The organism is Streptomyces sp. NPDC057136 (assembly GCF_042670885.1).
Lineage (GTDB): Bacteria > Actinomycetota > Actinomycetes > Streptomycetales > Streptomycetaceae > Streptomyces.
In genome coordinates, this window is the sequence record NZ_JBHUUV010000047.1 from 26,352 (window position 1) to 47,858 (window position 21,507).

16 protein-coding genes and 7 pseudogenes are annotated in these 21,507 nt (G+C 67.5%); 11 read left to right on the top strand and 12 right to left on the bottom strand.

The genetic code is table 11. The annotated features are described in order from the left end of the window. Positions 1 to 338: 338 nt before the first annotated feature. Positions 339 to 802, top strand: a pseudogene (locus tag ACFT7S_RS34365) (IS5 family transposase); the annotation flags it as partial. A gap of 97 nt (positions 803 to 899) precedes the next feature. Here the strand turns inward: ACFT7S_RS34365 and ACFT7S_RS34370 are convergent. From ACFT7S_RS34370 to ACFT7S_RS34385, 4 genes and pseudogenes are all read right to left on the bottom strand, one after another. Continuing rightward, positions 900 to 1,668, bottom strand: a pseudogene (locus ACFT7S_RS34370) (ATP-binding protein). Positions 1,669 to 1,726: 58 nt separating this feature from the next. After that, entirely contained in the window at positions 1,727 to 2,926 is a 1,200-nt protein-coding gene (locus tag ACFT7S_RS34375) for an IS21 family transposase (protein WP_382738990.1), read from the bottom strand. A 150-nt stretch (positions 2,927 to 3,076) separates the two neighbouring features. Further along, the gene (locus tag ACFT7S_RS34380; RefSeq protein ID WP_382738992.1) at positions 3,077 to 4,156 is read right to left on the bottom strand and encodes a hypothetical protein; all 1,080 of its coding nucleotides are present in this window, start codon (positions 4,154 to 4,156) and stop codon (positions 3,077 to 3,079) included. A 473-nt stretch (positions 4,157 to 4,629) separates the two neighbouring features. Further along, on the bottom strand, positions 4,630 to 5,535 hold the full coding sequence (locus ACFT7S_RS34385) for an NADP-dependent oxidoreductase (RefSeq protein ID WP_382738995.1): 906 nt from the start codon (positions 5,533 to 5,535) through the stop codon (positions 4,630 to 4,632). 416 nt (positions 5,536 to 5,951) lie between these two features. Here ACFT7S_RS34385 and ACFT7S_RS34390 point away from each other — a divergent pair, with 416 nt between their 5' ends. Then, entirely contained in the window at positions 5,952 to 6,308 is a 357-nt protein-coding gene (locus ACFT7S_RS34390) for a MerR family transcriptional regulator (protein WP_097289521.1), read from the top strand. A 1,519-nt stretch (positions 6,309 to 7,827) separates the two neighbouring features. Beyond that, on the top strand, positions 7,828 to 8,430 hold the full coding sequence (locus tag ACFT7S_RS34395; protein ID WP_382738998.1) for a hypothetical protein: 603 nt from the start codon (positions 7,828 to 7,830) through the stop codon (positions 8,428 to 8,430). Positions 8,431 to 8,474: 44 nt separating this feature from the next. Here the strand turns inward: ACFT7S_RS34395 and ACFT7S_RS34400 are convergent, their stop codons facing one another. Continuing rightward, entirely contained in the window at positions 8,475 to 9,143 is a 669-nt protein-coding gene (locus ACFT7S_RS34400; RefSeq protein WP_382739001.1) for a hypothetical protein, read from the bottom strand. 480 nt (positions 9,144 to 9,623) lie between these two features. Between ACFT7S_RS34400 and ACFT7S_RS34405 the strand changes: the two are divergent. Continuing rightward, a pseudogene (locus tag ACFT7S_RS34405) lies at positions 9,624 to 10,464 on the top strand (IS5 family transposase). A gap of 592 nt (positions 10,465 to 11,056) precedes the next feature. Here ACFT7S_RS34405 and tpg read toward each other — a convergent pair. Then, positions 11,057 to 11,347: pseudogene (tpg, locus tag ACFT7S_RS34410) on the bottom strand (telomere-protecting terminal protein Tpg); the annotation flags it as partial. Positions 11,348 to 11,502: 155 nt separating this feature from the next. Between tpg and ACFT7S_RS34415 the strand changes: the two are divergent. Next, positions 11,503 to 11,793 (top strand): hypothetical protein, encoded by a 291-nt coding sequence (locus tag ACFT7S_RS34415; protein WP_382739037.1) that lies wholly within the window; start codon positions 11,503 to 11,505, stop codon positions 11,791 to 11,793. Here ACFT7S_RS34415 and ACFT7S_RS34420 read toward each other — a convergent pair. From ACFT7S_RS34420 to ACFT7S_RS34435, 4 genes and pseudogenes are all read right to left on the bottom strand, one after another. Next, positions 11,767 to 11,914: pseudogene (locus tag ACFT7S_RS34420) on the bottom strand (IS5/IS1182 family transposase); the annotation flags it as partial. The gene ACFT7S_RS34415 and the pseudogene ACFT7S_RS34420 overlap by 27 nt on opposite strands. 285 nt (positions 11,915 to 12,199) lie before the next feature. Then, entirely contained in the window at positions 12,200 to 13,792 is a 1,593-nt protein-coding gene (locus ACFT7S_RS34425) for an alpha/beta hydrolase (protein WP_382739004.1), read from the bottom strand. Between the two features lie 130 nt (positions 13,793 to 13,922). Continuing rightward, positions 13,923 to 14,582, bottom strand: coding sequence for a helix-turn-helix domain-containing protein (locus ACFT7S_RS34430; RefSeq protein WP_382739007.1), 660 nt, complete (start codon positions 14,580 to 14,582; stop codon positions 13,923 to 13,925). A 34-nt stretch (positions 14,583 to 14,616) separates the two neighbouring features. After that, positions 14,617 to 14,763: pseudogene (locus ACFT7S_RS34435) on the bottom strand (IS5/IS1182 family transposase); the annotation flags it as partial. A 105-nt stretch (positions 14,764 to 14,868) separates the two neighbouring features. Between ACFT7S_RS34435 and ACFT7S_RS34440 the strand changes: the two are divergent. Next, the gene (locus ACFT7S_RS34440) at positions 14,869 to 15,417 is read left to right on the top strand and encodes a hypothetical protein (RefSeq protein WP_382739010.1); all 549 of its coding nucleotides are present in this window, start codon (positions 14,869 to 14,871) and stop codon (positions 15,415 to 15,417) included. 261 nt (positions 15,418 to 15,678) lie between these two features. On the opposite strand, the gene ACFT7S_RS34445 is transcribed toward ACFT7S_RS34440, so the two are convergent. Then, the gene (locus ACFT7S_RS34445) at positions 15,679 to 16,221 is read right to left on the bottom strand and encodes a DDE-type integrase/transposase/recombinase (RefSeq protein WP_382739013.1); all 543 of its coding nucleotides are present in this window, start codon (positions 16,219 to 16,221) and stop codon (positions 15,679 to 15,681) included. A 161-nt stretch (positions 16,222 to 16,382) separates the two neighbouring features. Here ACFT7S_RS34445 and ACFT7S_RS34450 point away from each other — a divergent pair, with 161 nt between their 5' ends. The 4 genes from ACFT7S_RS34450 to ACFT7S_RS34465 all read left to right on the top strand — a co-directional run bounded on the left by ACFT7S_RS34450 (position 16,383) and on the right by ACFT7S_RS34465 (position 20,083). After that, positions 16,383 to 16,769: a hypothetical protein gene (locus tag ACFT7S_RS34450; protein WP_382739016.1), complete on the top strand. Its 387-nt coding sequence runs from the start codon at positions 16,383 to 16,385 to the stop codon at positions 16,767 to 16,769. Positions 16,770 to 16,929: 160 nt separating this feature from the next. Further along, positions 16,930 to 17,739, top strand: coding sequence for a polysaccharide deacetylase family protein (locus tag ACFT7S_RS34455; RefSeq protein ID WP_382739019.1), 810 nt, complete (start codon positions 16,930 to 16,932; stop codon positions 17,737 to 17,739). 173 nt (positions 17,740 to 17,912) lie between these two features. After that, on the top strand, positions 17,913 to 18,995 hold the full coding sequence (locus ACFT7S_RS34460) for a tetratricopeptide repeat protein (protein ID WP_382739022.1): 1,083 nt from the start codon (positions 17,913 to 17,915) through the stop codon (positions 18,993 to 18,995). Next, positions 18,992 to 20,083, top strand: coding sequence for a polyprenyl synthetase family protein (locus ACFT7S_RS34465; RefSeq protein WP_382739025.1), 1,092 nt, complete (start codon positions 18,992 to 18,994; stop codon positions 20,081 to 20,083). Before ACFT7S_RS34460 ends, ACFT7S_RS34465 begins: the two co-directional genes overlap by 4 nt. 321 nt (positions 20,084 to 20,404) lie before the next feature. Here the strand turns inward: ACFT7S_RS34465 and ACFT7S_RS34470 are convergent, their stop codons facing one another. After that, complete coding sequence (locus ACFT7S_RS34470) at positions 20,405 to 20,785, bottom strand: hypothetical protein (protein ID WP_382739028.1); 381 nt, start codon at positions 20,783 to 20,785, stop codon at positions 20,405 to 20,407. A gap of 282 nt (positions 20,786 to 21,067) precedes the next feature. On the opposite strand from ACFT7S_RS34470, the pseudogene ACFT7S_RS34475 reads away from it, so the two are divergent. Further along, a pseudogene (locus ACFT7S_RS34475) lies at positions 21,068 to 21,415 on the top strand (transposase); the annotation flags it as partial. Positions 21,416 to 21,507 lie beyond the last annotated feature (92 nt).

Sequence of the window (21,507 nt, forward strand, 5' to 3'; positions counted from 1 at the left end):
CCGCCTCGAAACTTGATCAATGACCTTGCTGTGGTGGTGCCGAGCCAGCGATGCTGGGCCGGTGCCAGGACAGCGGAAGAGGAAACGCCAGCAGCAGGCGGCAATTCGCACCAGCCCCGGCGCGGGTCACTGGCAGGTGATCTTCGAGACCCAGGACGAGTCGGAGTGGCGTGCTCACCTACGTCGTCTGCGTGCCGGGCCGGAGCGGGTCGACTGGGAGACGACTCGGGTGGACACCCTCTGCGGGCGCCTGGTGAAAGCGACCACATACCGGTTGAGTTTGTTCGTGCCCGACCCCTCGTACGATTCCGACCGTGACCAGCCCGATCATTGATCTCGTGGCGAGTCGCGGTGAGTTGACGGATACGGCGTGGGAGCGGATAGCGCCGTTGTTGCCGGGTGTTGACGGGCAGGGTCGTCCGTGGCGGGATCACCGTCAGGTGATCAACGGGGTGTTGTGGCGGTTGCGGACGGGTGCTCCGTGGCGTGACCTGCCGGACCGCTTTGGGCCGTGGCAGACGGTGTATGAGCGGTTCGCGCGCTGGGAGGCGGACGGTACCTGGGCCCGCTTGCTTGAGGAGGTCCAGGTGCGGGACGACTCGGTCGGGTCGGTGGAGTGGACGGTGTCGGTCGACTCCACAGTCAACCGGGCCCATCAGCACGCAGCAGGTGCCCGTAAAAGGGGGTGGCGGCGGGGGACGAACTGGAAGATCCGGCACGTACGGCGGCTGGCCAGGCACTCGGCCGGTCCCGCGGCGGGCTGACCACCAAGGTTCATCTTGCGTGTGACGGCCGGGGTGTCAGCGGCCATTGAGATGCCCAGGTGAGTGGCCGCTGGTGTCCAGGCTGATGGCCATTAGAAGCCCAGGCGTGTGGCCAGTGGTGTTCCCGTCTGGAGGTCAGTTCAAGGGGACCACTCCCTTCCCGGCGAGGGCCTCGGCGAGGCGATGCGAGTCGCCCGTGGTGGTCACGAGGTGAGCGTGGTGCATGAGGCGGTCGGTGCTCGCGCCCGCGAGGGTCTTCGGCATGATCGTGTCGAAGCCCGAAGGATGGATATTGCTGGTCACCGCGATGCTGCGACGTTCGTAAGCGGCGTCGATGATCCTGTAGAACGCTTCGGCGGCGTCCCCGTCGACCGGCAGCAGGCCAATGTCATCAATGACGATCAAATCGGCCCGGCAGATCCGGGCGACGGTGAGGGCGGTGGACCCGTCGACCTTCGACTTCCCGATAGTGGTGCTCAGCGTCTCCAGGTTGAACCAGGACACCCGCAGGTCTTTCTCGATCGCGGCCTGGGCGAGTCCCTCGGTGAAGTGACTTTTCCCTGCCGCTCGGCCCGGCGATCACCAAGTTCTCAGCACGGCCAATCCATTCCAAGGTGACCAGGGAGTTCTGGGTGGGCTCGGAGATGGTGGAGTCCTCAGCCCGCCAGGAGCCCAGGGTCTTGCCGGTGGGGAAGTTCGCCGAGTGCCGTAGACGCCGGGTGGCCGCGTCGCGTCCAGTGACCTCCTCGGCTATCAGCAGCCGCAGGACCTCGGCGGGGTCCCAGCGTTGTGCGCGGGCGGTGGCCAGGACGTCAGGGGCTGCTTTGCGCATGTAGGGCAGGCGCATGCGGCGCATGAGCTTGTCGAGCTCTTCGGGGATGGCGGGCGAGTTGGGGAAACTCATGAAGGCGCCGATCTCTTGGTGGCTTGCGGTCAGGATGCTGCGCGAGCAGGGGGGCGGGTCAGCGGCCCAGGGCCTGCCAGCCGATGGTTCCGTTCTGGACGGAGTGAACTTCGTCCGCGCGGACGACCTCGCCCGCGGGCTTGCTGTCCGCGATGTGGCCCAGGATCGAGAGCAGGTCGGCGTCGGCGAAGCGCCCGGCCGTGGCTGCAAGTCCCAGGGCCTGGTCGACTTTGTCGTTGCCCAGGACGGTGGTCAGCTCAACCGCGCGGGCCATCTTGGCGCGGATGCGGGTGGCGCCGGCGGGTCCGGCTTCCTTGAGCCAGCGGCCAGCTCCGGGGCCTATGCCGACGAACGCGATCTCGGCTTCCGACCGCGGTTGCAGTCTGGGCTGGTGGACGGCGCGGCCGTCGGGGTGGTCGGGGTAGTGCGCGTCGGTGATCTGCGGAACACCTGGGGTGGAGAGCTGGTGGCGCCAGATTTCCGACAGGTCCCCGGAGTTGGTGCGGGCGGTGATGGACAGTTCCTCACCGACCACCCGGCACCACACGCGGGTGCCGGTATAGCCGGGCGGGGTCGAGTAGCGCACCGAGTTGAAGCTGATCGTGCGGTCCGAGCCGACCAGCCGCTCCTCGCCGAGCGCGAGCGCGAGCGGCTCGACAGGCAAGACATGCAACGTGGTGCGTTCGATGTCCAGGCGGTCGGCGGGTATCTGTCCGGTCGCCCGGTGGCGTCGGGAGTTCACCGTGTCACACCAGGTGCGGCAGGCGTCGGCGAGCTCGGCGAAGGAGTCGTAGGCGGGGAGCAGGTTTGCGTCCGTGGGCACCAGGTCGGCCTTCGCGATACGGACCGTTGCCTCTGCGCCGCCCTTTGATTCCGGGTCGTACGGCACGCAACTGACCACTTGGCAGCCGTAATGCCGGCCGGCGGCAACCATCTGCGGATGCCGCACTGGGATCCCGGCGATGTGCTCGACGGTGACCGTCTTCGCGTTGTCGGTCAGCGCATAAGTCGGTGACCCGCCGATCCGGCGCAAGGTCGTGTCCAGACAGGCCACCAGTGTGCCCAACGTGCAATCCCAGACCGGGATCACCACCCGGAACTGCGACCACGACAGCCATGCGCAGAACAGCCAGGTCCGACGCCCACCGATGCGGGGGCCCTCTCCCCAGTCGAACTGCAGCCAGCGGCCCGGCTCGGGAACCCACGGCCGGTAGGTGCGGCGCTTGCCCGCCTTCCACGCCATCTTCGCCGAGTTCACCGCCCGCCTCGTCGAGCGTGCGCTGCCCAGGTAGCCCATCGTCACTAGTGCCGCATCAGGCAGCGTTCGCCCTGTCGGCGATCGCGAAGAGGGGACAAGAAAGCGGCCTCGCCCCTGTGCACAGGGGCGAGGCCGTCCGGTTCACTCGTCTCAGCCGTTGGCCTTGGCGAGGCAGTCCCGGTAGGCGTCACGGGCCGGACGCACGGACTTGTCCGCCTCCGCCTTATCCGCGATAGCAGTATCCACGTCGCCCTTGCGTGCCTCGACGTCTCCAGCCTTCGTCGCCTTCCGGGCCTTCTCGGCCACGGTGCGCAGGTCGGTGACCCCTTCCTTCATGAGCTCCACGACACCGCTACTCGCTGCGCCGTCAGCCTTGGCCGTGTCGCTGGCCTTATCGAGCGCGTCAGCCATAGCCACGGCCGCGTCTGCAGTCCCTGTTGCGTCGTGACGCTCTACCGCATCCTTCAGGTTCTTGAGCTCCGGCAACAACACATCGGGGTACTTCCCGCGCGTCATGTTGTGGAAGAAGCCGTGCTCGGCCTCGCCCCGCTTCTGTGCCTCGTCGAGTGTGGCCCGGTCGGCCTTGGCCTCGTCGAGCGCCACCTCGGCAGCGCGGATCTTGGGGTCAGCGTCCTCCTGCTTGTCCTGCGCGTCGAGGTAGGCGACGTTCTCGGTCGTGCACGCCGGAACTTCGGCAGCGACTGCCTGGGAGGGAGCGAGGACGGCCATGGCGGAGGCGGCCAGAAGGACGGCCTTGGTAGTAGTGCTGATCTTCACGAATTTGGTCCCATGATCGGTGATCAGATTGCGAATGATCAACGATGCGTCGCTGCCGGTGATGCGCACGCCGGGGGAAGAACGTTCGTTCGCGGACTCCCTGCGGCGGCTCCCGGTGCGGCGCCAACCATGGCCTGGTCCGAACTGCGAGAAGCCCCTCGCCCGTCGCACCAGGGCAAACGTTGCCGGTTGCGGCACTAGCTTCTCGTGGACCACATCGGCGCGGATCGTCGCCTTCGACTGCTCAACCCATTCCTCGACCTTCTCCAGGAACGTGTCGATCATCTTCGGCCGCGGCTCTCGTTCATAGGGATTGCGCCCGCTGGCACGGGCTTCGACGTACCGCTTGACCGTCTTCGGGTCGTGTCTCGCCAAGGTCGCCGCTGACCAGACGGTCCCGGTCAGGTCATACGCCTCAAGGATTTCCATGATCTCTTTGTCGGACTTCGTCACATGTCCTCTAGGCTTCACAGTTTCGCGATCACTCCTGCGTGATCATGAGCACCATTACGGGTCTGCCGCGTAGACACAGGCGTCCACGCGGCAGACCCGTAACCGTGAGAGCAGGGCGTCGTCGCGCGTGCACATGCACGGCACTTCACCGTTCGTGCGGTGTCAGTTGAAGTCGGCGCGGTGCTCCTCGCACCACTGGCGGAAGGTGCGCGGTGCGGTGAGCGGTTAGAACCCGTATTCGAACCCCTCTCACGGGGCTGCTGAAGCTGGATGAGGCTAGTGCCCCTTGGACGACGGCTCATGTGCCACGTGCGGTGCCCGAGTGGGGGCGGCCTGCTTGACGAGGCGCCATGGAGATCGGCCCGCTCCGGACCGCCCGCTCGCCGGTAGCGATCGAGGGCACGCTCGCCACGCAGGCCCGCACGTTGCGAGTTACCTACCTCGTGGGCCTGTTCAGATAAAGATCGGCCTGTTCAGATGCAGATCACGATCTTTCCTCGGGTGCGTCCGCGCTCGGCGTGCGCGTGGGCGTCGGCGACCCGCTCCAGGGGGTAGGCCTGTTCGATACGGGGTGTGTAGCGGCCTTGCTGGCCCAGTTCCGCGGCCGCGGACAGGAGGGTGGAATCGTTCTCCGCGTTGACCACATGCGTGCCCAGGCGCTGCCCGCCCGCATGGTCGGCGACCGTCGCGACGCGCGTCGGGTCACCTGTGATCGCGACGAGGTCGTCCAGCGATCCGGAGGCCGCGGTGTCGAGCGCTGTGTCGACTCCGCGCGGGGCGAGAGCGGACAGACGCTGCGCGAGGCCGGGGCCGTAGGTGGTGGGAACGGCGCCGAGTGCGGTGAGGAACTCGTGGTTGCGTTCACTGGCTGTCCCGATCACAGTGGCACCTTGCGCTACCGCGATCTCGACCGCCGCGCTGCCCACGCCACCGGCGGCGCCCTCGACGAGAAGGGTACGCCCCGCGAGGGAGCCGAGCGCGTTCAGGCCGCGCATCGCGGTCACGGACGCGAGACCGGCGCCCGCGGCCTGCTCGTCGTTCCACGTGTCGGGGGCGTGGGCCCAAGCCGAGAGGATGACCAACTCCGCGGTTGCGCCGGTGACACCGCCCAGCCCGAAGACGCGGTCGCCGATGCTCACCCCCTGCACTCCGTCACCGATCTCGTCGACCACCCCGGCGGCGTCGCGCCCGGGAATGGCGGGTAGCTCCAGGGGAATCAGCTGCTGCAGGGCGCCGGCGCGCAGCTTCCAGTCGATGGGATTGACACTGGCCGCCGCGACGCGGACACGGATCTCACCAACTCCGGGGTGCGGGTCGGGGGCCTGCTCGATCACCAGGCTCTCCGCTCCGCCGTATTCGTGGAACCGGGCTGCGCGCATAATGGTCTGCCTTACTTTGACGGGCCGGAATGACGTGTTCATCCGACGCTCGTCACTCTAGAACCTGACGTTGACGTGAGGTGCAAGCCGCAACTGCCGCCCGGCCGGAGGAGGGCAGGCGCGGATGCCGAGCGGGCGGGGGTGAGCGTGGGGGCCTGCGCCACTACGCGGGATCACGCCGCCCGTCACGGTCGACACCCGTGTGCCCTCGGGCGGGCTCGGCGATCCCGGCACGACGCGAGGACTGCCGTGCGTACGTGAACCGCGTGAACGCCCTCGGGTCCGCCACCGGGTCATGATCAATCTCGGCGCCCGCAACGGTTCAATCGGCCCCCAGGGCTGCCCCTGGAGCCGGTACTGCTAGCCTAAACCTGACGTCAACGTGAGGTACGAGCGGGAAGGGAGTGACCTGCGTCATGCGCATCGGACAGCTTGCCAGGCGGTCAGGGGTCAGCGTGCGGGCCCTGCGCTACTACGAGGAACAGCGGCTCCTGGAATCGGCGCGGACGCCCGGTGGGCAGCGTGACTATCCCGACGAAGCCCTGGAGCGGGTCCAGCTCATCCAGGACCTCTTCGCGGCCGGCCTCTCCAGCCGTACCGTCGTCGAACTCCTGCCGTGCGTGAGCACCGGCGTCGCGACCCCCGCCATGCTCGACCAGCTCATCATCGAACGCGACCGCATCGCCGCACGCATCCAGGACCTGACCCGGGCCAAGACCAAACTCGGCCGCGTGATCGAGAATGTGACCGCGGCGAACGTGGCGCAGGACTGATCAACCCGTCGCGAGGGGTGGGGCCCCGGCCTATCCGGCATCTACCGGGCACTGGCCGGCCACGGGAAGCCCCAGGCGTATCCGGAGGCCGTCGAAACAGCGTTCGCCGCTCTCGCTGCCCCGGACAACGTCCACGAGCGGATAGCAAGGGTCCGGGCGGCCTGCGGATGGATCGACCACGCCATCGATACCGGAGAGGTGGACATGTGACTTCCTGTGGCCATCAGCCTGGATTCGTATGGCCGCTTACCTGGACTTCGCCATGGCCACTCTCACGGGGCTTGCCCAAGGCTAGTCCTTAGCCTTTCGTGAAGTCCTCCAAGCCGCTGAGACGGCTCACGATCTCCGGAAACCCCCCGCAGGCGTGCCAGCTCCTCGTCGGCGAACACCTGCGTAGCCAAGAACGACCTCCCGCGAGCCTGCAGATTCCCAGCTCAGATGCCTACTCAGCCGTATCCGCCCGATTTTCGGCGAGTACTACGGAGACCCCGAGACGGCCGACGACTTGACTGGTGCAGAGAAGGCTGCTGTGGTACCTCGACCAACCTTGAGACAAGGCATCCGAGGCCGAAGCTGCTGCTTTGGTCGGATGGCTCCGTAGGGCTCCCAATCCACAGCGCCGCCGTAGCACCCCTGATTCCCCGCCCCCTGGTTCGCTGAATCCGCGTACGGGCAAGCGCTACCTCCAGGCCGGGTACGCACCCAGCACGATCAACCATGCGCTGACCGTGGTCAGCGGCTTCTACGACTTTCATCGGCACTACGGACGTGGTCCGACGACCAATCCGGTGCCGGTGTCCCTTGCCCGCCGCCGGTCCCTTGCTCATCGGAGTCCGCTGGAGCCCACGCAGCCGTTCCGCCGGTCCCGGCTGCGCCAACGGGTCCCGAAAGTCGGACGGAGGGCGATCCCGGATGAGTTGTGGGACGAGTTCTTCGCAGCCATGAACCACGACCGTGACCGGGCCGCTATCTGAACGCGCGGGTGGAGGATCTGTTCGACGCCCTCCCGGCGCACTACAACCGCCCTAAGGCGGTACGAAGCATCGCACCGGGTTACGACCCTGATGACTTCACGGCGGTGTTTGGTGCCTAGCCGCCACAGCCCCGACACCTACACGACGCGCAACCGCCGGACGCTCTATCTGGAGGGGGAACGCCAGGAGACTCCACAAAGCCGGTTTTCCGGTGCCTTACTGAAGGCCGCACCAGCACCGAGGCCGCAGAACCCACCGGCCCCCTTCGGTGACCTGTCCCGCGCGACGCTGGAAGAGATCCGGGAGATCGCCAGGGGAGCGCTGAAGGGCCACTCGGACCGCTCCAACGCGGACAAACGACGGCGGGGGATGACGAGGCTGCTCAGCCACCTGGAGACGCTGCCCGGAGCGACCTGGCAAGAGCGCTGGGAGGCGAGCGGCTGTTTCGCGCCAACAAGTTCGTTCGGTACTCCGAGCCCTTTCGAGAGATCCAGAACGACCTGGCCCTGGACCGCTTCTTCGAGGCCGTCGACAGCCACCCCACGATGGGGCACGTCCACAAGGCACGGGCGAAGTTCGATCTCACCTGTGCGCTGACGACCCAGGGCATCGCACTTGAGGACCTGTTCCCTCCTGCCCTCCTGCACTACTCGCTTGAGTGCAAGCGCCTCGGCGTGACCCATGGCGCGAACAAGAATCACAACCGCTTCGCGGCTCTGGGAGCCTGGCAGATCCTTCACGGCATGGGGCACTTCCCGCCCGAGACACCGCCGACTCTCCGGACGTTCGTCTACAGCGACCAGCGCACGATCGAAGAACTGGTGGACCGCTACGCGATCCGAAACCGCGCCGTCCGTCAGCTGCTCATCGACTACTTGACCAGGCGGCGAGCCGAAACGGACTACGTCACCATCGAGGGTCTTGCCCGAAACCTCTCGAAGCACTTCTGGGCGAAGATCGAGGAGCCCAGCCCCGGGCACCCCGATCTCGTTCTGGGCCAGGACCTGTACGACCAGTGGAGAGCCGAACTGCAGACGTGCAGCACCGGACGTGGCAAGGAGCCGAGGAAGAGAAGGGACGCCGCAAGGCTGGCACAACGGGGTGTAGTTGATCTCGAGTTGCCCCGCCCCCGTTCCGGTCGGGACTGAAGTGGTTGGCCGTGCTTCTGGGCCAGTACGGCCAATGCCCCCGATCAGGGTCGGCTGGGCACGAGGTCAGGCGGTGTCAGTTGCCGGTCCGGGGCCTCGTAGTGGTCGGCGGGGCGGTAAGCGCGCTCCTGTGATCGGTCGGGGAAGCGGGCGCAGGGACTGCGACCAAAGCCGGTGACCTCCTTGAAGTCTGCATCCCAGTCGATCGACAGCTGGTAGCCGTCTTTGCTGGCGATCACACCGAAGTGCTGCTTGTTGATGGATTCGCTCCAGTCGACTTCCCAGCCATTTGCCGCGAGATGGTGCTCCAGGCGGCCGAAGGCGGCCCGCACCCCGGAGCCGTCTTTCCTGACGGCGGTCCAGCTGTGATGGATGTTGTAGACACCGTCAAGAGGCTCGTCCTCCATCGCTTCCAGGCCATCGGGGTAACACTCGCCCGTCGAAGCGGAGTTGCTGGAATGGTGTTTGGCGGGGTCCTCCGGACCGGACCGCGGCTTCAGCACGGGCCCGAGATCCAGTACACGGTAGGCGTCCTGGTTGTGGGCCGCGATCCGCCGCAACATTTCCGGCGGCGGCTCTCTGCCGTAGCTCTCCGGCCAGCCGTACATCGCGTACCAGGCGCCGCCGAACAGCACCACCAGTGGTGTGACCAAAAGGACGATGATCCGGCGCTGTCTGCGGCTGGGCGCGGGGGCGGACTCGGGTGCAGTCATGGACGTCACCGTAGGCAGCCCTACGCCGATACGAATCCGTGCGGATACTCACATCGGCCCTGCCTCCCTGGGTAGCCATACCTGGGCGGTCAGGGCGAGGCCGTCGACGCAAGCATCCGGACAGTGAGAGAGGCCAGGCTGTTCTCTCGTGGCAGGCAGCGGCCCATTGAGTAGTGAGTCAGCCTGCCTCGACGGGCGTCGAGACGAGTGGCTTCTGCTCTGTCTCCTCGTCGTCATCCACCTCATTGAGTGAAGTGCAGAGAAGCTCCATCAAGGCGAAGGGGTTCGTGCTCGACTCGTGGGCCGCTGCCGAGTTCGGGACCGCGGCATTCCGCCGCGCCATCGGCTACCACTTCGGTGAACTGTCCCGCGCGAATAAGAGGGCGCGCGGATAGGCGCGGTCGGGTAGACCCGGCAGTGGGCAGGCACAGGTCGAGGTGATCATGGAGTTGCGACGCTCTGTGACCATCGGAGAGACCTGTGCCTGTGCTGCCATCATGGCTGACCGAACCGCTGTGGAACCAATTCGCGGCACTGCTGCCGAAGCGGCCGGTCTATCACCCGGATCATCCCCTGGGGTGCCATCGTCCCCGGATCAGCGACCGGGCCGTCTTCGACAAGCTGCTGCAACTGCTCCGGTTCGGTTGCTCCTACGAGGCGATCGCAGACACGACGTGTTCCGCCAGTACGATCCGCAGCCGTCGCGACGAATGGATCCGGCTCGGAGTGTTCAGCCGATTCAAGCAGATCGCACTGGAGTCCTACGACCGGATTGTCGGCCTCGTCCTCGATCAGACAGCGATCGACGGCGCCATCACCAAGGCCCCCGGCGGCGGCGAGGTCGCCGGCCGTTCCCCGGTCGACCGGGGCAAGCAGGGACTGAAACGCTCCGGCATGACCGATGGGTACGGCATCCCGCTGGGACGGGTCCTGACCGGAGCCAACCGCCACGGCTCCCCACTGCTGGCCCCTACCCTGGACCTCCTGGACGATCTTGGCCCACTGCCGATGAGATCACCGTGCACTTGGACGCGGATACGACTCCGCCGCCACCCGTGCCGAACTTGACGAACGCGGCCTGCATGGCAGGATCGCGCACAAAGGCGAGAAGGCCCCGATCCAGGCCAGCCAGCGATGGCACGTCGAACGCACCCACGCCTGGCAGAACAGTTTCCAACGCCTCGCCCGCTGCTACGAACGCCGCGCCGTCGTCATCGACGCCTTCTTCGACCTCGCAGACACGGTCATCACCGTCCGCGGCCTCATCCGCCGCTCCTGGAAAACCCACCGCTGGGACGAGCGGCCTTCTCGATGCCCGTGACCGCCATCGCGGCCGACATCGGAAGGCGTACGAGCGAGAATGGGCGCCACCATGGATGACGAGACCCCACGACGCAGGTGGCGATTCACCCTGCCCTGGGGAATCCTCGACGTGTTCGCCGACGGCCCCGCCCCCTTGACGCTACAACCCACCGCCGCAGTCCTCGCTCACCTGGAAGACCGCTTCCGTCCAGCACTGCTCCGCCCGCACCGATGGCCGGACTGCGCCTACGCAGCAGTTTGGCCTACAAACCGACCGATGCCTGAGCCTGCCGAAACATCTGCCGAACCGGGCTTGCAGGGGTTGGAAGGCGTCGTCCTCGCAGAGATCCAGCCCCTGGCCTGCCACGTCTGCACGGCACGCTTCCAAGTGGTCTATCCAGACCCGGGCATCCCGTTCTTCGGTCGGCACCTGGCAGCACACCAACTGATCCGCGGATGCACCGTCTGCAGCAGCGACTTCGCAACCTCCCGGATCCAGGCTCTCGCCCTGCTACCGACCCCGTAACGGCCATCCTGTCACTATCCGTCACCGCGGCACGAAATACAGACCCCAATTCACCGCCCCCGGCTTCACCAATTCGCGTGAGTTCTTAGTGGCAATTATCGTGCTTCGGCTCACCGAGGAAGGTGTGCCCGTCCTCCACGAGGAGCCCGCCCGCCCGGCGGCCGCCGTCCCTGAAGTAGGTCTCCTGGAGTCCTTCGGCGGCGATGTCCTTCAGCTGTTGGTCAGCGGCTCCCTGGTCACGGGCTTCGAAGAGGCGGGCAGCGTAGGTGGGCGGGAGCGCAACGGTGAGGTGGCGTAGGCGTGCGTCGTCGGTGGAGCCGGGGGCGGCGGTGTAGCCGAAGCGGGCGCGGGTGTCAATGACGATGCCGTGGGTGGTGGGACTTTCTGCGTTGACCGGTTCGCTCGTTGGTAGTGGATTCGGGGTCGCTACGTTCGCTTACCGAGTTTGGTAAGCCTCTACGCCACTGCGGCGTGTGAGGAAGGGCGCCCGGTGGCGGGTGGTCGTACACGATCCTGTGGCCGGATGGGTCGGTGAATGAGGAGTCCGACAGCTTCCTGCGGATGTACGACGGCAGCGGACCCAGAAGACCTACGCCTACCATCTGGTCGATCATCTGCGGTGGCGTGTGCGGGGAGGGGCTGCGGCCCGAGGTGGTCACGCTGTTGGATCTGCACCGGTACATGGGGGCTATGGGTTCGAAGGTGCAGATGCCGTTCGGGCAGCCCTGGCGGATGCCGCCGAAGCGTCCGTATGGCACGTCGGCAATCTCCTGCCTGGCGGCCTGCCTGAAGGGCTTCTGCGGCGCAGGTACACCAGCGTGACCAGGGCACGCTGGTGCGGACGCAGCTTGCACCTGCGGTCACCCTCACTAAGGACGATCAGCATCGTCACCGTCTCCAAGAGTGCGTGCGGCAGGTCGACTGAGGCAGGATAGGTAACCAACGAGGCCCCTCGGGTAGTGAGTTCAGACGTCAGGCATCTGTCTCAACACCCCAGGGGCCTCGCCCGTTCTGCCCCCACTTCCCGTCACCCGATCGGTGGCCACTCTGAAAGAGCTCACTGACTCGGCGGACGACCCGCTTCGCGGCCGTGGCCGACCCGTTCAGCGTCACCATGGACGGTCCCGTCCGCCTGGATCGAGGAGGACGTCCGGAGCCTGGTCAAACGGGCGACGGCGAGCGCGCCACGCCCCTGACGCCCTCGCGCCGCGCCGGGCCATGGCCCGGCCTATCCGTCGGCCCGTGTCGTCGGGGCGAAGGGCGGAGTGTCCTGTTCACACGTGGCGCCGACAGGCGGGAGAACACCGCTGAGGAAGTAGCGGACCGCGTGTCGGTTGACGCAGGTGCTCGGGTTGTCCAGTGCGGTGTGACCGTACCCCTTGAGGGTGAGCAGGCGGGCGTCCGCGAGTTCCCGGGCCATGGCCTGACCTCCCCGGTACGGGGTGGCGGGGTCGTAGGTCGGATTGACGACCAGAACGGGGTGAGCGGTGGGCCGGTCCCAGGGACCGACGTAACTCGCGGCAGCTACCGCCGGCCATGTCGCACACGGCTCGTTGGCCCAGGCCCACCAGTGCCCGAGATCCCCCGACCGAGCCGTGCTCAGCCTGTCGAGTGCGGCATACCGTTGCGGGTCACGGGGGTTGGGGCTCTCCGTGCACAACACACCGAGGGGCTGTTCGAAGCCGGGATACGGCAGGGGACCCGGAGGCGTCGGCGGTTCTTGGGGTGCGCGGCCCTCCCACAGGGCCTGCAGCGTCTCCGCGGTGTGGTTCCAGCCCGGGTGGACCGTGTACAGCCCGCCCCGTACCTCGCTCACGGTTCTCGCGTAGGTCCAGGACCCCACGGGCCGCACCGTGAGTCTGCGCATCAGCGCGGTGAACTTAGCGCGGGTGGCCGCCGGGTCTCCCGCGGAGAATGCACAGCGGCCGGCCGGCGCGCTCGCGCACAGTTCGAGGAACTGTCCAAGGGTGTCGCCCGAGCCCAGATCCGACTCCAGGCGCAGGAAGGTGCTCAGCCTAGGCTCTCTCCTCGAACCGCCGTTCATCCAGGCGTGCGGATCGACGTTCCCGTCCAGCACAAGGCGCCCGGCTCGGTTCGGGAACAGGTTCGCGTACGTCGCCCCCAGGAAGGTGCCGTAGGAGATGCCCCAGTAGCGGAGGTACTTCTCCCCCACCGCGTGGCGCAGCCGGTCGAGGTCCCGGGCGACGTCGGCGGTCGAGATGTGCCGCAGCAGCTCCGGGTCCCGCCGCTCGCAGCGCCGGCCGAGGTCGGCGTACGCCGTGATGTATGCCCTGCGCTGCTCCCCGCCCACGGGGAACGGAGGAACACGTGCGTGCCACGCGGTGGCCTCTTCCGCGCTGTCGAAACACCGCACGGGGGTGCTCTGTCCGACGCCGCGCGGGTCCCAGCTGATGATGTCGAACCGTTCCCGCAACTGGGCGGGGAACTTCTCGTACAGCTCGGGCAGCCCTACGGTTCCCGCGCCGCCGGGCCCACCGGGGTTGAAGAACAGCGACTGGGTCCCAGCCCCGGTCCGCTGTCCTGGGGCGGTGGCCCGGTGCCTGATAACCGCCAGGTCGATGGTGCGCGACCACGGGCGGTCGTAGTCCAGCGGCACCTTGGCCGTGGCGCACTCGAATCCCCGCTGTGCTTCACCTCGGCAGGGCTCCCACCACAGCGCTGAGCCCCCGTCGCCCACGGGGGCTCCCCCGTGGGACGGCTCTGTCACGCCCGTGCCGGACACGACGGCGGTGGACAGGAGCAGCACCCCCGCCGCGCACACGGCACTGCGGCGTCGCCAACTCGTCGTGAGTCCTGGCATCGGCAGACCTTCCTCATGGGGTGGCTCATGTCCAGGCGCCATCCGTCGGCAGGCCCACGCCCATCCCACTGGCCCCCCGCGTGCCGGGCAACAGACGGCTGTCCGAACGGGTGGCGGTGGGGTGTGTGCTCTACCGCGCCCGGAGTTCCGTGGACCCGTTACCCCGGCCTCTCGTCCTCGACGTCATGACGAACCGCCAGCTCTCGCGACAGGGCGAAGTACTGGTGTTCCTCGGCGGCGGTGATGGTTTCGACGTCGGCGAACCCATGCTTGGCAAGCCGACTGAGGACGCCGTCCACCAGCAGGTCGGGAAGACCTTGTCGATGAACAACGGGTCCGTGGACAGCTTGAACGTCTGCGACCGGTGCGGTGCCAAGGCGAAAGCCCGCCAGATCCGCGAGATCGCCGACTGGGACATTCCCGTGGCCGCCGCCATCGACCTCGCTGACCAGTGCGTCGCGTTCTTCGGCGTCTCCTCCAGCGTCTTGATGATCACTCTCTCGACATCCGCGTCGGTAATCTTCCGCGGGACGCCCGGCCGGGGTTCGTCGCTCATGCCGTCCAGGCCCCGGTCGAGGAAGCGCCGCCGCCAGGTGCGGACCGTTTCCGGTGCGATCCGCAGCCGACGCGAGACCTCCATGATCGAGTGCCCTTCGGCGCACTCGAGAACGATCCGCGACCGCGGAGCGAGAGCCTGAGCGGTCGACCGCCTACGCACCCACCCCTCAAGCACCTCTCGCTGAGCAGCAGTTATCGACAGCGGCGGAATCTTCGGTCCAGGACGACTCATACCCAACCAACGACGAATCTCCGACTCAGGTCACTAGGGGCAGCGCCCACGGCCGTCTCCGCCGCACCTCGTCGGCACTCTCGCGGCGCAGCGCGGTCACCAATTCGTCGAAGGCGCGCGGGTTCAGCCCGGTGAATGGGGCTATCCAGGAGGGTTCCGATGCCGTGACTACACCAGCCACGGCCAAGATCATCCCATGGCACGTTCACCTGCCTGATCTGGAGGCGCTGGTCACGACTCTGCCACCGCGAGATCACTCACGCTGTCGCCCGGGTACGGTCTGCACGTGATCTACCTGATAGGCGGCCCGCCACGGGTGGGCAAGAGCACCCTCGCATGGATGCTGCTGGACCGGGACGGCATCCCGGGGTGCCCGACCGACGCTCTGGTTTCGATGCTGCAGCGCGCTGCGCCCCAGCACGGCGTGCGGCACGGTACGCATCCGGACAAGGCCGTACGGGCGCAGGCCTTCCTCGTCGAGTTCATCCGTGCCACAGCGGAGGGCCTCGACGACTCCGATCCCCTGGACGGCTATGTGGTCGAGGGCGACATCGTCACGCCGGCGGCGGCCACAGCCGCCGCCGGTCTCGGGATGCCACTGAGCTGCATCTTCCTCGGAAACACGGAGCTGACCACCGAACACTTGAGGGCCGCCCCGGACTGGCTCGATGGAGCCGATGACACCACCTACCGGGAGATCGCCGCGTGGGTCCGGGAACAGAGCACTGCCCTACGTGAAGCCTGTGCGGCCAGCGGGCACGTCTACATCGAGTTGGGGGCCGGCTACACGCAGGGCCTCGAGAGAGCCTACTCGGCACTGGTGGAGAGGGCCTGACCGTCCCCGTCGGCGCCCCGAAGATCTGCTCAAGGAATTGCGGGACGCCGCCTAAGCGGCTTTGGTGAAGTTGCTGCTGATCCATTGATGGGTGCGCGTTGACGGTTCAGGGCTTGGTCGACTGCGGTGCCGATCGCTTCGTTGGTGGTGTGGACGCGCTCTGGGTAGTCCTCGTACTTCGCTGAGCGCCACACCCGCTAGATGTCGTTCAGTTCGGGACCGCGGGGCGGGTGTCAATCCCCTCGGACTTTGGAGTCCTTCTTATGCAGCAAGTCCCGCGGTGGGTCCGGCCCAGTATTCGCGTTCGTAGTCGATCGGGCTTTTGAAGCCGCACACACTGTGTAACCGACGGGTGTTGTAGAAGTCGGTGATCCTGACGCGGGCATCGGCCCGTGTGGTGAAGGCTTTCCGGTGGACGTATTCGACCTTCAGGACGCTGTTGAACGCCTCGCTCACGGCGTTGTCGAAGCACGAGCCGACTAGGGCGGCCACGACCAGGTCCGCTTCATGGTGGGCGCCCATCGTGTAGCCGAGCAGGCGGCTTGAGAACAGATCGATGACCGTGGCCAGATAGATCCTGCCCTCACCGGTGACGATCTCGGTCATGTCTCCCACCCAGACCTGATCGGGCTCGTCGGCGGTGAAGTCGCGTTTCACGAAGTCCGGCGCGGCCGGCCGTCTGCTCTGCCGGGTCAGGCCCCGGCGTCGCCTGACCGTGCGTCCGGCCAGGCCAAGCCCGGCCATGACCTTCGCGACCGTGTTCACCGAGAGCCGCAAGCCGGCCCGGACCAGTTCGACGAACACCTTCGTGAGCCGTAGGTACCGCCGGACTTCTCAAAGACGGCGCGGATCGCCTCCTCCAGTTGCCGTCTGCGCAGTTCACGCCCCGGTGGGCCCGGCCTTGCGCCACTTGTAGAACCAGGACTCGCTCACGCCCAGGGCGCGACAAGCAACGGCGTGCGGGGATGTTGCTGGATCGCGCTGGCCAGAGCTCAACTGAAGCGGGCAACCGACTGGTTGTTCCCGCCCCGCCCTGGCTCGCGCCGGCCTCGGATTCGTTGTTCGTACGGGCACCCGCGGGCGGTGAACGCTGGAACTCGGTCGAGCGACGACAAATCAGCTGGCGCATAACGGGCGGTCTGGGCTATCCCTGCAGCGTCCTGCTGGAGCGCCGCAGCGAACAGGGGACGTGGTCCCCCGCCGCCGTGCTGGCCGTGCAAGTGGATCCGCGCGCACTCGGGGCTTCCGTCGTGGTACCGGAGCTGCCCTCGGGCCCGTACCGCGTGCGCATCACCTCGCCGGAGCTGCCCTACGACGTCTGCAGTCCGCCCCTGACCATCAGCCTCAGCTGACTCCTGGCGGGGCCGGATTTATTCGCAGCGCAGACGCGGGGCGGTAGTCGCCACTGGGGCATGGACGGACCGCCTTCGTGCCCACAGCCGCCGCGGCTGCCCTGCGCCTGCGCCCACGCCCCGGTCGACGGAGCTGCTGGGATTCCCCGCCGATGCCCGCGTGCTCATCGTCAACAACGACGACTTCGGGATGTATCACGCGATCAACGCCGCGGTCATTCACTCAATCGAGGAGGGCATCGCGAGTTCGTGCAGCCTGATGGTGCTGAGCCCCTGGGCACGGCACGCCATGCACCTGCTCCGCGAGCGGCCGGAGGTCCCGTTCGGCATCCATCTCACCCTGGTCTGCGACACGACCCACTTCCGGTGGGAGCCGCTGTCCGAGAAGGCGGCCGTGCCGTCGCTGCTCGACGACGAAACGGGCACGCTGTTCGCGCCCGCCGGGATTCCGCAACTCCTCGCCGGGGCCCGTCTCAACGAGATTGAGCTCGAATTCCGCGCGCAGATCGACGCCGTGGTGGCCGCCGGGCTGGCGCCGTCCCACCTGGACTGGCACTGCCTGGCCGACGGCGGACGCGACGACATCCTCGACCTGACCGTGGCGCTGGCCGGGGAGTACGGGTTTGCGGTACGGGCCTGGGGCGAGGCGGGCCGTCACAAGCTGCGACAGCGGGGCCTGCCGGTCATCGACAATGACGTCCTGGACAGCTTCAACCTCGACATCGAAGGCAAGCCCGCCCGGTACGCACAGCTGCTGCGCGACCTGCCGGCCGGGCTCAGCGAGTGGGCCATTCACCCCGGTCTTGGCAATGAGGAGTCGCAGGCAATCGATCCTGAGGGCTGGCTCGTACGCCGGACGGACTACGAGTTCCTGACATCGCCGACGGCTCGCGAACTTCTCCAGCAGGAGGGGATCGTGGTGACCGACTACAGGGCTGCCCAACGGGCCTGGGTGACCCAGGGACGATAAAACACACGCGGGCGGGCAACCCTGGGCGGGCGGAAGCCGTCTTGATCCACAGCAAGAACTCCGAGCGCCAGGGATCGGAAACCAGACAGCTATACATGGCCTGTATACACCAGGTGTATACACATGACGTATAGCTGACGCGGTGCTTCCCTGGCCGCGCACGAAAGGCTCCCATGCACAGCAAGGCATTCGCGCCCGAGTACCAAGGCGCCCTCACCGCACTGTCGGTGAACTCCTCCCTGACGGACGTACTGGCACAAGGCACCCGGCACTTGAGAGCGGCCGAAGCGTCCGGCTCACAGCAGGAGGTGGCGCGGTCCGGGCTCGCTGTGGCCGAGGCGCACCGCAGACTGGGCAACATCCAGGAAGCCGATCAGGCATGGAAGGCCAGTTACCGGGCTGCGCGATCGGCAGGTGACCTCGGGGCCATGGCCTGGGCCTTGTGGAGCGGTGGAACGCTCGCCAGGCAGCGGGGTGCGCTGGCGCTGGCCTACCGGCTGCTGGGGCTCGCCGCCGACATGGGCAAGCGCGGAGGTGACGTCGTGGCCCGCGGCTACTCGCTGGCCGGCCTGGCCGAAACCGGGCGCATACAGGGCGACTACCAGGCCGTCGCCGCACTCCACGAGCAACTGCTCGCTGAGGCACGCAAGCGCGGCGAGGCGCGCCACACCGTGTGGGCGCTGGAGGGCATCGCGCAGATTCACCGCAACACCGGCTCGTACGACACGGCCTTCGCGATGTTCGAGGAGGCGGCTCAGACGGCCGGGAAGGCGGACGACCGGCGGGGGCGGGCGTGGGCCCTGCGGGGCATGGCCGACATCGTTTCCCTGCGGGACGACAAACCGGAACGCGCCCTTGCCCTGCTCGCCGAGGCGGAACTCACCTGCCGCGAGATGAAGTTGTCCAGCGCGCTCGCCTACAACCACAAGATGCGCGCCAATGTCCTCTATCGCGCCCGCCGTTACGAGGAAGCCCGTCAGGTTTACGAGGAAGCACTCGCGGAGTTCCGGGCCATGAGCGAGCCGCGGGGCACGGCCCTGGCGCGGCTCGGACTGGCCAAGGCACGCGCCCGGCTCGGCCGCGACCATGCCGAAACCGCAGCCGAGCTGAGCGAGTTGCGCCGTACGCTCGACCGGATCGGCTTGCGCCACGCTCGGGACATGGTCGACAAGGCGCATGCCGAACTCGGCGTACTTCCGCTTGCCGACGCGTCGGAGAAGTCGGAGAAGTCGGAGAAGGAAGACGACGAGCGATGACGCTGCCGACAACAGCCCGGGCGACCGCACCGCAGATCCTCGCGCGCTGCCGCGAACTTGTGCGGCCGGCCCTTAGAGAAGCGGTACAGCGCCTTCACCCGTGGCCGGCCGAGATGGCGGCGTTCTCGCTGGGGTGGAGCGAGTTGGGCGGGAGGGCCGTTCCCGGCCATGGGAGCGGGAGCGGCAGTGGAGCCGGCTCCGGCCCCGGTTCGCACGGCAAGGGAGTGCGCCAGGCGCTCACCTTGCTCTGCGCCGAGGCCGCGGGCGCGTCCGGGGAAGGAGCGGTCGTCGGCGCGGTCGCCGTCGAGCTGATCCACACGTTCTCGCTCCTGCACGACGACATCATGGACGGCGACGAAACGCGCCGGCAGCGCGCGAGTGTGTGGAAGGCGTACGGCACCGGTCCCGCGGTCCTGGCGGGAGACGCGCTCTTCGCCCTGGCCGTGGAGACGCTGGCCGACTCCCGGAACGTACACAGCGGGAAAGCGGTGCGGCACCTCGCCGGGACGCTGAACGACCTGGTGCGCGGTCAAGCCGAGGACCTGATGTTCGAGTCCCGGCCATGGGCCGGACCGGACGCGGTGTCCCCGCAGGAGTACCGGTCCATGGCGGGGCACAAGACCGGTTCACTGCTCGGCTGCGCCGCGGCCCTGGGCGCGGTTCTCGCCGGCGCGCCGAGCTCCACGGTCGACGCCCTCGCCCAAGCGGGCCGGCATCTCGGGGTGGCTTTCCAAGCCGTGGACGACCTGCTGGGAATCTGGGGAGACCCTCAAGTGACGGGCAAACCGGTCCACAGCGATCTGCGCCGGTTGAAGAAGACGTACCCCGTCCTGGCGGCCCTGGCCACGGAAGGGCCTGCCGCCCGGCACCTCGTGGGGCTCCTGACCTCGGCCGACCCACTCGACGACGCCGCCGCCCGCCGGGCTGCCGGACTCATCGACGAGGCGGGCGGGCGGGCCGCCACCCTGATCGAAGCTCATCACCACCTGGACCGTGCGCGCCGCTGCCTGGAGAGCGTGCCGTTGGCCCCGGCGGCGGTCGACGACATCCTCACGCTCCTGCCGTACCTCGTCGACCGCAGAATGTGACGGATCAGCGGCTGGAGACCTGCGAGTCGACTTCCAGCAGCCTGCGCGCCGCCTCCTGGGCATGGTCTGCCGCAGCACTGTCCCCGGAGACCGCGGCTGTGGTGATTGCGCCCTCCACGAGGAGGAGGGCGTGCGCCGGCCAGGTGCGCCCTTGAAGACACGGGCCACGTGCGCGGAAGCGTTGTCCAGAACGACGGTGCACGGCCGTACCCGGGTGAAGCCCGCGGGAGGACCGAGACCGCTTAGCTTGTGCGCGGGGAGGCTGCTGGCGGATCGGATCTGCCCCGCGGGCACCGCGGCTGTATCTCTCCGGGGCTGTCGCTACGTGGCACCCGCCACTGTCAGGACCGCGACCGGCAGGAGAAGAATCCACTGCGGCAGCCGGAGCAGTGGCTTCGGCCAGCCGACCGACAGCGTGACGACCAGGAAAGCGATTGCGTACGCTACGAAGTGCGCAGCCACGAACCACGCCATCAGGCCGGTCGCTGACGTAACGTCCGCCAGCGCGAGGTAGACCAAGGCGGCTGCGGAGAGCACCAGGTCGACGCTCACCATGTGCCACACGGCATGAAGGACGCGCTTGGGTTCGTCTGCGAGTCCGCAGGACAGCAGCGGGCGCACCACATCCCGGTGCCCGCCGACGATGTGCGCTGCGGCCACACCGAACGCGGTGATGCCCGCTGCGAGAAGCCAGCCGTTCATCGGATCTCGATTCCTTTGGCTATGACAGCAGCCAGCCGGCCGACCAACTGACGGTCGGGGTGTTCCCCGACCAGACCGACGTGGAAGAACACGGCTCCTGCCAGCGTGTCCAGGACTAGTACTCCAGCCGGACTTCTCCATTGCTGGTCAGCGGCTTGAGTGTGGGGAGTGTAGCGGGGTGGGATTAGGGGCTGGGCGGCCTTGGCGGAGCGCCCCGCGAACGTGTGGCCACGCCGCATGTAGTGACAGCGGACCGAGCAGTCCGTAGGCGTGATCAATGATGTGCCCACGAGTGCCTGGGGCCATGAACTCGAGAATCTGTTCCTCCGGGCCGGAGCCTGCTTCGCCCGGATCGAACCCCGACGCCGGATGCGGGACTACGTGCGCGGACTGCTGGGCCCGGTGGGCCGCAAGAACGGCTGGCAACTCGCTGAGTACGCCGGCCATGCCACCCCGGACGGACTCCAGCACTTGCTGTCCCACAGTCGCTGGGACGCCGACCGTCTCCGCGATGACCTGCAGACCTATGCAGCAGAGCTGCTCGGTGTGCTGATCATTGACGACACCGGCTTCGTCAAGAAGGGCACCACCTCGGCCGGGGTGCAACGGCAATATTCCGGGACCGCGGGGGCCTGTGTCTGAATAACTGTCAGAGTTGATCTGTGCAGGTGTCGTCGTGTGACGGTAGGCGGGCTTGTAGTTGGGCGAGGACGGTCCCGAGG